Genomic DNA, 13,641 nt, shown 5'->3' with positions numbered 1-13,641 from the left:
GACACCGATCGCCGGCGCGAGATGTCAGCGACACCGGCAAGCATTGGACGTCGGCGCCTCCCGCAACCGTGGGAAATCGGTACCGACAGTCAGCGCGGGATGTCGTGGGTGCGGCCGGGTTGGGCGCCCGGTCGCCGCGGGTGGCCGGGACCGAAAACGGCATGGGCGGGCGAGCCGACCATGCGGGCGACGGTCCCGGCGGTCAGCCCCAGCTCGAGTAGTTCGGCGGCGAGCAGCTGCCGGATCTGATCGACCAGGCCGCGAAAGCTGATGTGCTGGTCGGCGAGTCGGCGGTGCAGGCCCCGCTCGGACAGCGACAGTTCCCGGGCCACATCGGCGAGCGACGGCGCGGCCGCGGGCGTCCGCAGCAGCACCCGGCGGACCCGGGACGCCGCGCCGGTGTACCGATGACGCCGATCCAGCGCCAGCTCGCACTGCTGGATGCACAGCGCGCCGGTATGCGCGTCCGGCGGCCGGGCGGGCCGATCGAGCGCCTCGGGCGGGACGGTGAACCCGCCTCGGCCCGGCCCGAATTCGAGGGCGAGCGGGATGCCGGTGGCCGGCATCAGCGCCGAGACCAGCGTGCGGGCGGCGGTCAGGTCGCGGGAGAGCAGGAAGGCCCGCACCTCGCCGCGTACCTCCCCGTCGCCGGCTGCGACCGCGAGCCCCGCCGCGGTCTCGGTGAACGACGGCCCGAAGCGGACCGAGGTCACCGCGAAGTACCGGGGCAGCAGCCGGATCGCGTCCCGCACGGTCGGACTCGTCACCATGGCGTAGCCCACGATCCCCGCGCCGGGGAGCGCGTACCGACTCCCGGTCGCCGCCCCCAGTTCGGCCGGGTCTCCCCCGTGCGCGATCAGATTCCGGATGACACGCAGTTCCTGGCCCGACCGCACCTGCGCGCCCGGTTCTTCCAGGTCGCTGCCGCGCAGTCCCGTTCCGGCCAGGCATGCCGAGGCCGGAATCCCCTGTGCCCGACCGGTCTCCACCGCATAGCGGGTCGCCACCGCGGGCCGGGCGACCGCCCGTCGATCCGGCTGGACAGCCATAGTCCGGAAGCTAACAGGTCCCGGTCACCTTGTCATCCGTTCCGCCGAGTCCCGGGAACGGGGAAGGCCCCGAGTCGAATTCGACTCGGGGCCTTCCCGTGTGACGGCGACGATCAGTGATCGTGCTTGCCGGCGGCGGCGTTCTGCGCGTCCTCCAGCACCTCGAGCATCTTGTGCTCTTCCTCGTGGGCGACGGCGACCAGGTCCGCCTGCTCCGACGCCGGGTCGGCGCGCAGGAAGGAACCGGTGCCGGGCTTGCCCGCGGATCCCAGCTTGGCCATCTTCTTGGGCACCGGGGCGCCCTGGTACTCCAGCGGGATCGGGTGGCCGTGCGAGTCGACCGGGCCCAGCGGCTGGTGCACCTCGATGTACTCACCGTGCGGAAGCCGCTTGATGACACCGGTTTCCACGCCGTGCTCGAGCACCGCGCGGTCGCTGCGCTGCAGGCCGATGCAGAACCGGTACGCGACGAAGTACGCGATCGGCGGGGCCAGCAGCAGGGCGATGCGGAAGAACCAGGTGGTGGCGTTCAGCGAGATGTTGAACTTCAGCGCGAGGATGTCGTTCACACAGGCCAGGGTCAGCACCAGGTAGAACGCGATGGCCATGGCACCGATGGCGGTGCGGACCGGCACGTCGCGCGGACGCTGCAGCAGGTTGTGGCGGGCGGTGTCGCCGGTGAGGCGCTTCTCGATCCACGGGTAGGCGATCAGCACGCCGAACACCGCACCCATGATCAGCGCGACCCAGAACGGCGCCGGGACCGTGTAGCGGCCCAGGTACAGCTCCCACGGCGGCATGAGACGCGCCATGCCGTCGGTCCACATCATGTAGAAGTCCGGCTGCGAACCCGCGGAGACCTGAGACGGGTTGTAGGGACCCAGGTTCCAGATCGGGTTGATCTGGAAGACGCCACCCATGATGGCGACGACGCCCAGGGTGAAGGCGAAGAACGCGCCCTGGTCGGCGGCGAACACCGGGATGATGCGGGCGCCGACGACGTTCTTCTCGGTGCGGCCCGGTCCGGGGAACTGGGTGTGCTTCTGGTACCACACCAGCGCGACGTGCGCGGCGATGAGCGCCAGGATGATGCCCGGCAGCAGCAGCACGTGCGCGATGTACAGACGCGGAATGATGATGGTGCCCGGGAAGTCACCGCCGAAGATCAGCCAGTGCATCCAGGTGCCGATGACCGGGATGCCCATGGTGATACCACCGAAGGCGGCGCGCAGACCGGTGCCGGACAGCAGGTCGTCCGGGATCGAGTAGCCGAAGAAGCCCTCGAACATGGCCAGGATGAGCAGCAGCGAGCCGATCACCCAGTTGGCCTCACGCGGCTTGCGGAAAGCGCCGGTGAAGAAGATGCGGAACAGGTGGATGATGATCGACGACGCGAACAGCAGCGCCGCCCAGTGGTGCACCTGGCGCACGAACAGACCGCCGCGCACCTCGAAGGAGATGTTCAGCGCGGTCTCGTAGGCCCGCGACATGGTGACACCGCGCAGGGGCTGGTAGGCGCCCTGGTAGACGGTCTCCGACATGGACGGGTCGAAGTACAGCGTCAGGTAGATACCCGACAGCAGCAGGATGATGAACGCGTACAGCGCGATCTCACCGAGCAGGAACGACCAGTGGGTCGGGAAGACCTTGTTGATCGATCGCTTGGCGAACGCCGCGAGGCGGTAGCGCTCGTCGATCTCGTTGGCCTGGACGGCCACTTTGCTAGGGCTCATGAACGACGCTCCCAGTAGGCCGGGCCGAGGGGCTCGATGAAGTCGTGCTGGGCGACCAGGTAGCCATCGGCGTTGACGGTGATCGGCAGCTGCGGCAGCGCACGCGCGGCGGGACCGAAGACCGGCTTACCCCACTCGGTCGCGGAGAACTGCGACTGGTGGCAGGGGCACAGGATTCGGTTGGTCTGCTGCTCGAACAGCGAGGTGGGGCAGCCGAGGTGGGTGCAGATCTTCGAGTAGGCGAAGTAGTCGCCGAAGTTGAAGCTCTCCTGGCCCTTGCGCTTGATGGCGTGCTCGGCATCGTGGGTGCGCAGGCGAATCAGCATGACCGCGTTGCGGATTCCACGCAGCGACTGCAGGGTCGCGTGCTCGTCACCGCGCCAGGATTCCTTCCAGGGGAAGACGGTCTCCATGGCGCCGGCGTCCAGATCCTCCGGCTTGACCAGGACGATGTCCTCGGGGCGGCCGGTGTCGCGACGCAGGTAGATGGTCTCGCCCGGGTAGTCCGGGGTCCAGCCCGAGACCCACAGCGGCGACTTGTCGCGCTTGGCCCACGGGTTCTTGATCATGCCGCCGACGAAGACGAGCAGCGCGCCGACGCCCATGACGCCCACGCCCAGGCCCGCGGTGCGGGTGATGAGCTTGCGGCGGCCCAGGGTCGAGGTCTCGGCGGCGTCCTGCAGCTGCGCGACCAGGGTGCGCCGGTCGACCTCCTTGGACGCGCCGTCGTGGCGGTCCTGGATGGAGATCTCGGCGGGGACGAAGTGCTTGCGGATCAGCACCACCGCGACGCCGACGGCCAGCACGGCGATGCCGAGGGTGAGGCCGTAGAGCGGGGTGGTCAGCGTGTACATGCCGTTGCCGTCCTGGTGACGGCCCTTGTACTCCCAGGGCCAGAACAGGAAGACACCGATCAGCGCGGCACCCGCGAGCGCGGAGATGCCGAACCAGAGCGCCACCCGGCGCTCGGCGCGCTTCTCGGCCCGGGTACCCGGGACCGGCCAGCGCGGGGCGCGGTAGGCGACGTCGACGCCGTCCAGCTCGGTGCCGAGCTTGACCAGCTCGTCCCGCGACATGGCGTCGAGCTGCTCATCAGTGGGTTCGGTGGGGTTGTCCCCCATGCTGTTTCGCTCCTGTTCACTCATGGCTGTGTCCGATCGGTCATGGCCGCGGGCCCTCCATGGTTACGCTTCGCTGCCGCCCCCGGGCCTGACGCGGTCATGACCGGGAACCGATCCACATCGCGGAGCCGACCAGGACCACGATGCCGACGACCCAGATGGCCAGGCCCTCGGTCGCGGGACCGAAGCCGCCGAGGCCGTAGCCGCCCTCGGACGGGGTGTCCATGCGGTCCTTGATGTAGGCGACGATGTCCTTCTTCTCGTCCGGCGTCAGCTGCCGGTCGGAGAACTTGGGCATGTTCTGCGGGCCGGTGAGCATGGCCAGGTAGAGCTGCTGCTCAGTGGCCGCCTCCAGCGGCGGCGCGAACTTGCCGGACGACAGCGCGCCACCCTTGCCGGTGAAGTTGTGGCAGGAGGCGCAGTTCATACGGAACAGCTCGCCACCGCGGCCGAGGTCGCGGTCCTCGACGATGGACTCCTGCGCGATCTCGCCGTTGCTGTCGCGCAACACGGTCGGACCGCCGCCCTGGGACTGGACGTACGCGCCGAGCGCGTCGGTCTGGTGCGCGTCGAACTTCGGGGGCTTGCGCACGATCTGCGCCTCATTGCGGGCGGCGGGCATACGACCGGTGGAAACCTGGAAGTAGACCGCGGCCTCACCGACGCCGATCAGGCTGGGGCCGCGATCCTGGACACCCTGGAGGTTGGCACCGTGGCAGGTGACGCAGGAGGTGTCGTAGATCTGCTTGCCCTCGCGGATCAGCGCGGACTGGTCCTCTTTCGCGGTGGCGACCTGAGCCTGCGGGGTCAGGGCCGACGCCGCGAAGCCGGCTCCGACGAGGCCCATCAGGAGGACCAGACCGCCAGCCAGCTTCCGGCGCATCCGGCGCTGCTTGCGGATCTTGGTGGCCTGGCCGATCCCCTCGGGATCTGGCGCTGACGGGGGAGATGAACTCATCTGTGTCCCTTTGGAGTAGACGGAACCGACTTGTACAAGTTTTTGGGTCGCCGACGCGGGCTGGGCCTCGGCGCGTCCGGTGCTAGCGGACGAAGTAGATCGTGGCGAAGAGGCCGATCCAGACGATGTCGACGAAGTGCCAGTAGTAGGAGACGACGATCGCCGCCGTGGCCTGCGCCGGGGTGAACTTGCTGAGCTTGGTGCGGATCAGCAGGAACACGAACGCGATGAGACCGCCGATGACGTGCAGACCGTGGAAGCCCGTGGTGATGAAGAACACCGAGCCGTACACGCTGCTGGAGATCGAGGTGCCCTCCGAGTACAGGGCGTGGTACTCGGTGGCCTGGCCAGCGACGAAGAACGCACCCATCAGGAAGGTCAGCAGGTACCAGCGGCGCAGGCCGAAGACGTCACCCTTCTCCGCCGCGAACACGCCCATCTGGCATGTGAAGGAGGAGGCGATCAGCACCGCGGTCACCGGCACGGCGAGCTTCATGTTCAGCTCGGTCGGCTCCGGCGGCCAGTTTCCGTGCGCCTGCGCGCGAGCAACGAAGTACATGGCGAACAGGCCGGCGAAGAACATCAGCTCGCTCGACAGCCAGATGATGGTACCGACGCTGACCATGTTGGGCCGGTTCAGCGAATGCACACGCTGGGTAATGGCCGATCCTGGGGTCCCTACTGCGGTCGTCACGCCGGTAAGTATGACTTGTCGTAGTACGACAGGCGTAGGCGGGTACGAAATTTTGTCGTACGTGTCGGAAAGCCCAGCGCGAGCGAGCGACTCGCAGGGCTCTCGGCGTGTCCCGGATGAGCCTAGATTGCGCAGGTAAGAGGAAGCTGAGCCCTGTGGAGAGGGATGCATGAGCGTGAAATCGTGGTGGCGGCGGATAGCCGGACGCGGCGGGGCAACGGAACTGGACCCGTCGCGGCCCGATCTGGTGGTGGTGGCATCGAGTTTCGATGACGCCGAGGCCTGTTCGGCGGCCCTGGGCAAGGCTTTGCAGTGGACATCGGACGATCCGGTAGTCCTCCGGCACCACCTCCGGGTTCCCGCCGACCGGGTCGGTGAGGTGCAAGTCATCGCCGCGCAGATCGGCTATGACACGGCCTCGGTGGACGCGGCCGACCCCGCGAACCTGGTGTTGCAGCGCGTCCAGGTGCTCAACGCCCTGCACTGCTCCCAGGAGCGTTCCCGCATGACGGGAATCGCCCATCGCTATGACGGCCATGTCCTCGGCTGGGACGCCCTGCAGCCCGCCGCCGGTCCTGGCGGAAAGAAGTAGCCCCGCACACTAGGCTTGCCCCAACAACACTGGTGTCCGGCGTGGACCGGAAACGGGAAGAGAAGGCAATGAGCGCGCGCAGCTGGAGAGAAATTCTCGGCATCCTCACCGACGGCAACGATCTGTCCTCGGATGAGGCCGCGTGGGCGATGAACGAGATCTTCTCCGACAACGCCACCTCCGCGCAGATCGCGGCCTTCGGCGTGGCCCTGAAGATGAAGGGCCCGACCCCGACCGAACTGAGCGGCCTGGCCACCGGCATGCTCTCGCATGCGAAGCGGGTGCCGTTCGAGGGCGCGGCGGTGGATATCGTCGGCACCGGCGGCGACCGCTCGGGCAGCGTGAACATCTCCACCATGTCCTCGATCGTGGTGGCGGCCAGCGGGATTCCGGTGATCAAGCACGGCAATCGGGCGGCCTCGTCCAAGAGCGGCGGCGCGGACGTGCTGGAGGCGCTGGGCGTGAAGATCGCGCTCGGACCGGAATCGGTGGCCGAGTGCGTGCGGCAGACCGGCATCGGGTTCTGCTTTGCGCCGGTGTTCCATCCCTCGCTGCGGTTCGCGAGTCAGGCACGCGGTGAGATCGGGATTCCGACGGTCTTCAATATCCTGGGCCCGCTGACCAATCCGGCCCAGCCCAGCGCGGGCCTGATCGGCTGCGCTTTCCCGGATCTGGTGCCGGTCATCGCGGGCGTATTCGCCGAACGCGGCGCCTCGGCGCTGGTGGTCCGCGGCAATGACGGCCTCGATGAGATCACCACCGCCGACACCACCGATGTGTGGGTGGTCGCGGGCGGCCGGTCGCACGAAACCACCATCGACCCAACCAGACTCGGCATCGAGCGGGTGGATCCGTCGGCGCTGCGCGGCGGCGACGCGGCGATGAACGCGGAGATCGCGCGCACGATGTTCGCCGGCGACCCGGGCCCGGTGCGGGACGCGGTGCTGCTGAATTCGGCGGCCGCGGTGGTGGCGGTCGACCTGTCCGCCGCGGACGTGGACGATGATCTGCACACCAAGCTGGCCGCGGCGTTGAAGCGGGTGGCCGAGACCGTGGATTCGGGTGCGGCCTCGGCCCTGCTGGATCGCTGGGTCACCGTCTCCAACGAGCTCGGCGCGAACTGACGCCCGGGGGCTTCAGGCCCCCGGTTCGGCCGCGGAGTCCACGGCCTGTTTGAAACGGCTCATGGCATCGAAACTCTTGATGCCAGGGGCGGTTTCGACCGAGCTGGAGACGTCGACGCCGAACGGCCGGTGGGTCGTGATCACCTCGGCGACATTGTCGGGGCTGAGGCCACCGGCCAGCACCACCTGTCCGGGTATCTTCTCCAGCCAGTCCGGGAATTCGGCGAAGACGCCCGATCCGGTACTGGCGTCGTAGAAGAAGTATTCGCAGACCTGTTCCGGGGCGGGTGCGACGGCCGAGCAGTAGGCCAGGTTCGGCAAGTCGGTCCAGTTGTAGAGCTGGATGACGTCGAAGTCGCCGATCACCTCCGCTACCTCGGTCCGGTCGAACGCCACCACGAACGAACGAATCCTGCCGCGCGCGTACGCCGCCAGTTCGCGCGCCCGGGCGGGCTCGACATACCGCTTGCTCTTGGCCGTGCCGACCACGCCGATGGCGGAGTAGCCGAGCTCGACGGCCCAGTCGATCTGTTCCTCGGTGGTGAGCCCGCACACCTTCACGAACATGGGTTCCTGCCCTCTCATGGAAAAGTTCCTCCGAGTGTCCTGAGAGTTCCGGCCACCCAGCTGTGTGTTTGCCGTTCGGTCCCCGAGTCGGCGTTACAGTTTCGACATGCGATACGGAGTGGTGCTACCCGGCCTGGTGGCCGTGTTCCTGGGCATCGGCATTCCGGTGAGCGCCGCTCACTGGGCTCACGACGAGACCACCGATCCCGGCGCCCTCAGTGTGGACGGCCGCAGCTACGGCATTCCGGGCGACTGCGTGACCATCCGCAGTGTGCCGCACCGGCTCAATGTCGACAATGAAACCGCCCTGCGCGCCCGGGTGTACCTGTTCCCCGGCTGCAAGGGCGGCGTCACGCACACCATCGAGCCTGGGCACAGCGGCACGGCACTGGGCGCGTCCGTTCAGACTCGCTGACCCGGGCGGCTATTCGCCGATCGAGAAGCCGGCCTCCACGTCCGCGCGCGAGTAGGACTTGAACGCGATGTGGGTGGCCGTGCGCAGCACGCCCGGCGTCTTGTTGATCCGGCCGGTGACCACGTCGGCGATCTCCTCGTGGTCGCGCACCCGGACCACGGCGATCAGGTCCACATCCCCCGCGCACGAATAGACCTCGGCCACCCCCTTGATGTCGGCCAGTTCCTGCGCGGTCTCCGGAATCCGATCCGGCTCGGCAGAGATCAACACGATCGCGGTAATCATGTGCCCAACTCTAGGTGATGGCCGGGGCGGCAGCGCCGGTCCGGGATCGAACGGCGTGGGTCCGGGTCAGTCCGGGATCGAGTCGGTGTGGTCGAGCGGTTCGCCGAGGAGGTCGGCGGCGGCGCGGTGGATCTTTTCCAGCGCCGACATCAGGTGCCGACGTTCGGCGTCGGTGAGGTCGGCGGTGACGTTGTCGGACAGGGCCTTCCGGTCGGCTTCGACGGGGTCGCGGAGGTCGCGGCCACGGTCGGTGAGCCAGAGCCGGACCAGGCGGTTGTCCTTGTCGTCGCGGCGGCGGGTGAGCAGTCCGGCGGCGGCCATGCGGGTGGCCATCTTGACGACGGTCGGCGTGGTCACGTTCAGCGCGGCCGCCATCTCCCCCGGTGTCCGGCCGTCCTGTTCCCACAGCGCGGCCAGCACGTGATTCTGGCCGAGGTGCAGGCCGAGGCGGCGCATATCGCGATCGGCCAAGGCGCGCAAGGCTTTCGAGGTGCGGCCGTGCAGGTCCAGGAAGTCGGACGAGCCTTGGGAAGACATGGGGCCTCCGGTCGGGTTCGGGTATTGACCGTCAATCGTTAGCCGTCTAACGTTTTTCAGTAGACGGCTAACGATCTGGAGATGCCATGCTACTGCTGACCGGAGCGACCGGGAACATCGGCCGCGAACTCACCCGCATTCTCGACGCCAACGACCTCGACTACCGTGCCCTGGTACGTGATCCGGCACGGGCGGCGACCCTGCCCGCACGTGCCGAGACCTGCCGGGGCGACCTCGACGATCCGGCGAGCCTGGACCGGGCCATGACCGGAGTCACCGGCCTGTTCCTGCTGGTCCCGGGTGTCGGGCTGGACCACACCCGCAACCTGCTGCACGCCGCCGCGCGGGCGGGGGTGGGCCGGATCGTCATGATCTCCTCCGCCCACGTGCTGGTCGAACCACTGCCCGCCATGGGCAGCTGGCACCACGAGCGCGAGAATCTGGTGCACGCCAGCGGAATTCCGTGCACGATCCTGCGTCCGGGCGGGTACATGTCCAATGCCCTGGAGTGGATTCCGACATTGCGGGCGGGCGGCCCGATCCTCGACCCCTCCGGTCCGGGCCGCTTCGCTCCGATCGATCCCGCCGATATCGCCGAGGTGGCGGCCCGCTGCCTCACCGAGCCGGGTCACACCGGGGCGGCCTATCACCTCACCGGCCCGGAGAGCCTGACCGTCGGCGAGCAGGTCGCGATCCTCGCCCGAATCCTGGACCGCGACATCAAGATTCGTGAGACCGCGACGCCGGAGGAGGCGGTGGCGGCCCGCTACCCGAACGGCGCTCCCCCGTCGCTGGCCGCGGCGATCGTGGCGGGCTTCGCCCTCATGCGCGCCGACACCGTGGGCGCCCGCACCGACACCGTGGCCACCCTGCTCGGCCGCCCGCCGCGCACCTTCGCCGAATGGTGTGCGGCCCATCGCGCCGCCTTCGAGGACTGACCGAGCCTTCGACCGCTGCCGGACCACACCCGGCCGACCTCACTGCACCAGTGACCCTTGCGCCCCAAGGTGATCGGGGCGCGGGCGGGTGATCACCACTGGCCGGGGACGTACTGGCCGCCCAGCTGGCCGGAGATGACGTTCAGGCGGTTCCAGGCATTGATGGTGGCGATCAGGGAGATCAGTGCGCCGATCTGCTCGTCGTCGTACTCCTTGCGGACCAGGGCCCAGGTGTCCTCGGAGATGCCGCCGCCGTCGGCGAGGCGGGTGCCCTCGTCGGTGAGGGCGAGGGCCGCGCGCTCGGGCTCGGTGAAGACGGTGGATTCCTTCCAGGCGGCGACCATGGCCAGGCGGACCGCCGTCTCGCCGGCGTGGGCGGCATCCTTGGTGTGCATGTCCAGGCACATGCCGCAGCCGTTGATCTGCGAGGCGCGGATCTTGACCAGTTCCTGGGTGGCCTTGGGCAGGCTGGACTCGTCGACGACGCGAGCGGCGGTGACGAGGCGCTTGTTGAACTTGGCGGCGACTTCGTTCTCGTACAGGGCGAAGCGGGTCATTGTTCTCTCTTTTCTCTGTGTCGTTCGTTGGCTTCGTCAGGTTGACGACGCGGACCGCGCGGGTGTGACATCGGGTGCGATGTGACGCCGGTCACGTCTTCCGGGGAGGTCTGGCCGATCGCGCCGACCTCACGACAATGCCGGTCCGGCTTGATATTTCCGCTGTTCGGACACTGTCTCGCGACGATGTGAATCTTGATTTCGCGAAATCGCCTCCATCGAAGTGGATCCGGCGCGATCATGATTCGGACGATTGTGAACCGACCGGTAGTCACATCCCGGCTACCTAGGGGGTTGCGATGCTCGACACAGGCAGACATCGGAGAATCTCACCCAACGGTCAGTGGCAAGGAGTCCGCCCCCACCTGGGGCGCGTCCGGCCCGGCCGCCATCAGCGCAGGACATCGAATCAGTTCCGCACCAAGGCCATCCAGGCCCTGCTGCCCGGTGCGACCGTCATCGCGCTGGCGACGGCCGCCGCCCCGGCCCACGCCGACGCGCCGCCGCAGCCGGTGCAGATCGATTCGATCGCCGGGCTCTCCCAGAACCTGCTGGCGACCATCAACGCGTTGCAGACCTTCAATATCCCCGGCATGGACCTGCCGGGCCTGAATCTGCCCGCACTGTTCACCCCGGACACCGCGATCGTGGTGCTCGGTTACGGTCTGCAGCCCGACGGCTCGATGCGCCCGGAGCTCATGGCCCGGCTCTACGCCGGCTACGTCTCGGCCCTGCTCTCGCCGCAGGCCCCGGTCATCGTGACGGGCGGCAATCCGCAGAACGGGGTGACCGAGGCGGACGCCATGGCGGACTGGCTGGTCGAGCACGGTATCGACCGCGCCCGCATTCACGCCGAGACCAAGGCGAATTCGACCGTCCAGAACGCGGCGTTCTCGGCGCAGCTGATGGACGCCATCGGCGCGCACGCGGCGATCCTGATCACCTCGGCGAACCATATCGCCCGGGCGCTGATGAATTTCCAGGCGGCCGGGATCTCGGTGGTGGCAACCATGACGCCGGACGCCGCCCCGCTGTCGGCGGTGCCGTTCGGACCACGCAGCTAGTCTGCGGGCCTCAGGCGAGGTAGCGGGCGATGCTCTCCGCGACGCAGGCGGGCTTGTCCCGGCCCTCGATCTCGACGGTGACCGTCCGCACGGCCTGCACGCCGCCGGGGATGTCGGTGACGGCGTCGAGGGTGAGGCGCCCACGGATGCGGCTGTCCACCAGCACCGGGTTGATGAACCGAACCTTGTTGAGCCCGTAGTTGATTGCCATGTTCGCGGCGCTGACGGTCATGACCTGCGCGGTCATCGGCACCACCAGCGACAGGGTGAGGAACCCGTGGGCGATGGTGCGCCCGTAGGGTCCGGCGGCCGCGCGGGCGGCATCGACGTGGATCCACTGGTGGTCGTCGGTGGCGTCGGCGAAGGTATCGATGCGCCGCTGGTCGACAGTGATCCAGTCACTGACACCGATTTCGGTGCCGGCGGCGGCGCGCAGCTGGTCGAAGTCTCTGAAGTCGATCATGCTGTGTTCCTCCCGCTAGGCGTAGCGCTGCTGGAGTTCGCGCTTGAGGATCTTGTGGGTGGGCCCCATGGGCAGTTCGGTGACGAACTCGACGCGGCGCGGGTACTTGTACCGCGCCACATGCTCTTTCGCGTAGTCGATGACGTCCTCGGCGGTGAGCGGTCCGGTCGGCACGACGACCGCGAGGATCTCCTCGCCGTAGTTCTCGTCCGGCACGCCGATGATCGCCACCTGCGCGATGTTCGGGTGCCGCAGCAGCGCGGCCTCGACCTCGGTCGGGTACACATTGAAGCCGCCGCGGATGATCATCTCCTTGATCCGGTCCACGATGCGCAGATAACCCTGCTCGTCCTTGACGCCGAGGTCGCCGGTCCGGAACCAGCCGTCCACCATGGCCTCCGCGGTGGCCTCGGGCTTGCCGGTGTAGCCGCTGAACACATTGTGGCCGCGCACCACGACCTCACCGATGGCGCCGGTCGGCAGGAGTTCGATGCGGTCGCGCTCCTCGGCGGCGGCGATCTCGACGTCGACGCCCCACACCGGGTGCCCGACGGTGCCGATCTGCGGGCCGAGCAGCGGCTGGTTCACCGTTGCGGTGGGCGAGGTTTCGGACAGGCCGTAGCCCTCGAGGATGTGCGCGCCGTACACCTGCTCGAATTCCTCGATGATGACCGGCGGCATGGCCGCGCCCCCGCTGATGCACAGCCGCAGCTCGGGGAGTTCGGTCCGGCCCTGCGCGGCCTCGAGCAGGCCGTGATACATGGTCGGCACGCCGTGGAAGGTGTTGACGTTCTCCCGGACCATGAGCTCGATGGCCTGTGCGGCATCGAATCTCGGCATGAGCACCAGGGTCGCGCCGAGCCGCCAGTGCGAGTTCATCGACACCGTCTGCCCGAAGACGTGGAACAGCGGCAGCGCGCCGAGTGCGATGTCCTCGCGCTCGACCTCATTGGCGTCGAAGGCGTTCACGGTGGCGCACATGACCATATTGAGGTGGCTGAGCTCCGCGCCCTTGGGCCGGCCGGTGGTGCCGCTGGTGTAGAACACCACGGCGGTGTCGAGGGGGCTGCGTGAAACGAACGCCGGAATCGCCTGTCCGGACAGTTCTTTCGGGTCGAGACAGTCGATGCCGACGCGGGCGGCGGCCTCCTTGCCGACAGCCTCGACCATGGAGTGGCAGAGCATGATGGTGGCTCCGCTGTCGCGCAGCACGTACTCGGCCTCGTCGGCGGTGAGCAGCAGGTGCACCGGCACCACGGTCGCACCCGCCGCCAGGATGGCGAAGTAGGCACGGGGGAAGTCGGCGGTATTGGGTCCCATGAGCGCGACCCGGTTGCCCGGCCGCACCCCGAGTTCGATGAGCGCACCGGCCTGTTCGCGGGCCTGCCGCCACAGATCGCGGAAGGTGATGCGCTGCTCGCCCTCGATCAGGGCGATGTGGTCGGGTCGCCGCCACGCCGGTTCGGCGAGGATGCTGGCCAGGGAGAGGGTCGCGTTCATTGGGACCTCGGGTTCGATCGGATCGGCGTTCGGGGCGGCTCGGC

General features: G+C 68.3%; 16 protein-coding genes. 5 read left to right on the top strand and 11 right to left on the bottom strand.

Annotated elements, in window-relative coordinates; all coding sequences use genetic code 11:
• Nucleotides 1-89: 89 nt before the first annotated feature.
• From ABZ909_RS28675 to ABZ909_RS28655, 5 genes are all read right to left on the bottom strand, one after another.
• Nucleotides 90-1,049: an AraC family transcriptional regulator ligand-binding domain-containing protein gene (locus ABZ909_RS28675; RefSeq protein WP_357005386.1), complete on the bottom strand. Its 960-nt coding sequence runs from the start codon at nt 1,047-1,049 to the stop codon at nt 90-92.
• Nucleotides 1,050-1,162: 113 nt separating this feature from the next.
• Complete coding sequence (locus ABZ909_RS28670; RefSeq protein WP_357005384.1) at nt 1,163-2,782, bottom strand: cytochrome bc complex cytochrome b subunit; 1,620 nt, start codon at nt 2,780-2,782, stop codon at nt 1,163-1,165.
• Nucleotides 2,779-3,927: a ubiquinol-cytochrome c reductase iron-sulfur subunit gene (locus ABZ909_RS28665; protein WP_357005382.1), complete on the bottom strand. Its 1,149-nt coding sequence runs from the start codon at nt 3,925-3,927 to the stop codon at nt 2,779-2,781. Before ABZ909_RS28665 ends, ABZ909_RS28670 begins: the two co-directional genes overlap by 4 nt.
• 73 nt (nt 3,928-4,000) lie before the next feature.
• Nucleotides 4,001-4,861 (bottom strand): cytochrome c, encoded by an 861-nt coding sequence (locus ABZ909_RS28660; protein WP_357005380.1) that lies wholly within the window; start codon nt 4,859-4,861, stop codon nt 4,001-4,003.
• Nucleotides 4,862-4,943: 82 nt separating this feature from the next.
• A complete protein-coding gene (locus ABZ909_RS28655; RefSeq protein WP_357005378.1) occupies nt 4,944-5,555 on the bottom strand; it encodes a heme-copper oxidase subunit III in 612 nt (203 codons plus the stop codon).
• A gap of 169 nt (nt 5,556-5,724) precedes the next feature.
• On the opposite strand from ABZ909_RS28655, the gene ABZ909_RS28650 reads away from it, so the two are divergent.
• Both ABZ909_RS28650 and trpD read left to right on the top strand, forming a co-directional pair.
• A complete protein-coding gene (locus ABZ909_RS28650; RefSeq protein WP_357005377.1) occupies nt 5,725-6,147 on the top strand; it encodes a hypothetical protein in 423 nt (140 codons plus the stop codon).
• A 68-nt stretch (nt 6,148-6,215) separates the two neighbouring features.
• Nucleotides 6,216-7,271 (top strand): anthranilate phosphoribosyltransferase, encoded by a 1,056-nt coding sequence (gene trpD, locus ABZ909_RS28645; RefSeq protein WP_357005374.1) that lies wholly within the window; start codon nt 6,216-6,218, stop codon nt 7,269-7,271.
• Nucleotides 7,272-7,283: 12 nt separating this feature from the next.
• Here the strand turns inward: trpD and ABZ909_RS28640 are convergent, their stop codons facing one another.
• Nucleotides 7,284-7,856, bottom strand: a complete 573-nt coding sequence (locus tag ABZ909_RS28640; protein ID WP_357005371.1) for a hypothetical protein — start codon at nt 7,854-7,856, stop codon at nt 7,284-7,286.
• An 88-nt stretch (nt 7,857-7,944) separates the two neighbouring features.
• Here ABZ909_RS28640 and ABZ909_RS28635 point away from each other — a divergent pair, with 88 nt between their 5' ends.
• The gene (locus ABZ909_RS28635) at nt 7,945-8,253 is read left to right on the top strand and encodes a hypothetical protein (protein ID WP_357005368.1); all 309 of its coding nucleotides are present in this window, start codon (nt 7,945-7,947) and stop codon (nt 8,251-8,253) included.
• 9 nt (nt 8,254-8,262) lie between these two features.
• Here ABZ909_RS28635 and ABZ909_RS28630 read toward each other — a convergent pair whose 3' ends face one another.
• Nucleotides 8,263-8,538, bottom strand: coding sequence for an Lrp/AsnC ligand binding domain-containing protein (locus ABZ909_RS28630; protein WP_040856541.1), 276 nt, complete (start codon nt 8,536-8,538; stop codon nt 8,263-8,265).
• 66 nt (nt 8,539-8,604) lie between these two features.
• Nucleotides 8,605-9,075: a MarR family transcriptional regulator gene (locus ABZ909_RS28625; RefSeq protein WP_357005365.1), complete on the bottom strand. Its 471-nt coding sequence runs from the start codon at nt 9,073-9,075 to the stop codon at nt 8,605-8,607.
• A gap of 86 nt (nt 9,076-9,161) precedes the next feature.
• On the opposite strand from ABZ909_RS28625, the gene ABZ909_RS28620 reads away from it, so the two are divergent.
• Nucleotides 9,162-10,013, top strand: coding sequence for an NAD(P)H-binding protein (locus tag ABZ909_RS28620; RefSeq protein WP_357005363.1), 852 nt, complete (start codon nt 9,162-9,164; stop codon nt 10,011-10,013).
• 92 nt (nt 10,014-10,105) lie between these two features.
• On the opposite strand, the gene ABZ909_RS28615 is transcribed toward ABZ909_RS28620, so the two are convergent.
• Nucleotides 10,106-10,570 carry a carboxymuconolactone decarboxylase family protein gene (locus ABZ909_RS28615; RefSeq protein ID WP_357005361.1) on the bottom strand — a complete coding sequence of 155 codons (465 nt, stop codon included), beginning with the start codon at nt 10,568-10,570 and terminating at the stop codon, nt 10,106-10,108.
• 299 nt (nt 10,571-10,869) lie between these two features.
• Between ABZ909_RS28615 and ABZ909_RS28610 the strand changes: the two genes are divergently transcribed.
• Nucleotides 10,870-11,634, top strand: a complete 765-nt coding sequence (locus ABZ909_RS28610; protein WP_357005358.1) for a YdcF family protein — start codon at nt 10,870-10,872, stop codon at nt 11,632-11,634.
• Nucleotides 11,635-11,644: 10 nt separating this feature from the next.
• Here ABZ909_RS28610 and ABZ909_RS28605 read toward each other — a convergent pair whose 3' ends face one another.
• Nucleotides 11,645-12,097 (bottom strand): MaoC family dehydratase, encoded by a 453-nt coding sequence (locus ABZ909_RS28605; protein ID WP_357005355.1) that lies wholly within the window; start codon nt 12,095-12,097, stop codon nt 11,645-11,647.
• A 15-nt stretch (nt 12,098-12,112) separates the two neighbouring features.
• Nucleotides 12,113-13,597, bottom strand: coding sequence for a long-chain fatty acid--CoA ligase (locus tag ABZ909_RS28600; protein ID WP_357005353.1), 1,485 nt, complete (start codon nt 13,595-13,597; stop codon nt 12,113-12,115).
• Nucleotides 13,598-13,641 lie beyond the last annotated feature (44 nt).

The organism is Nocardia sp. NPDC046763 (genome assembly GCF_040645495.1).
In the GTDB taxonomy this organism is placed as follows: domain Bacteria; phylum Actinomycetota; class Actinomycetes; order Mycobacteriales; family Mycobacteriaceae; genus Nocardia.
This window is presented reverse-complemented; position numbering and strand designations above follow the sequence as displayed.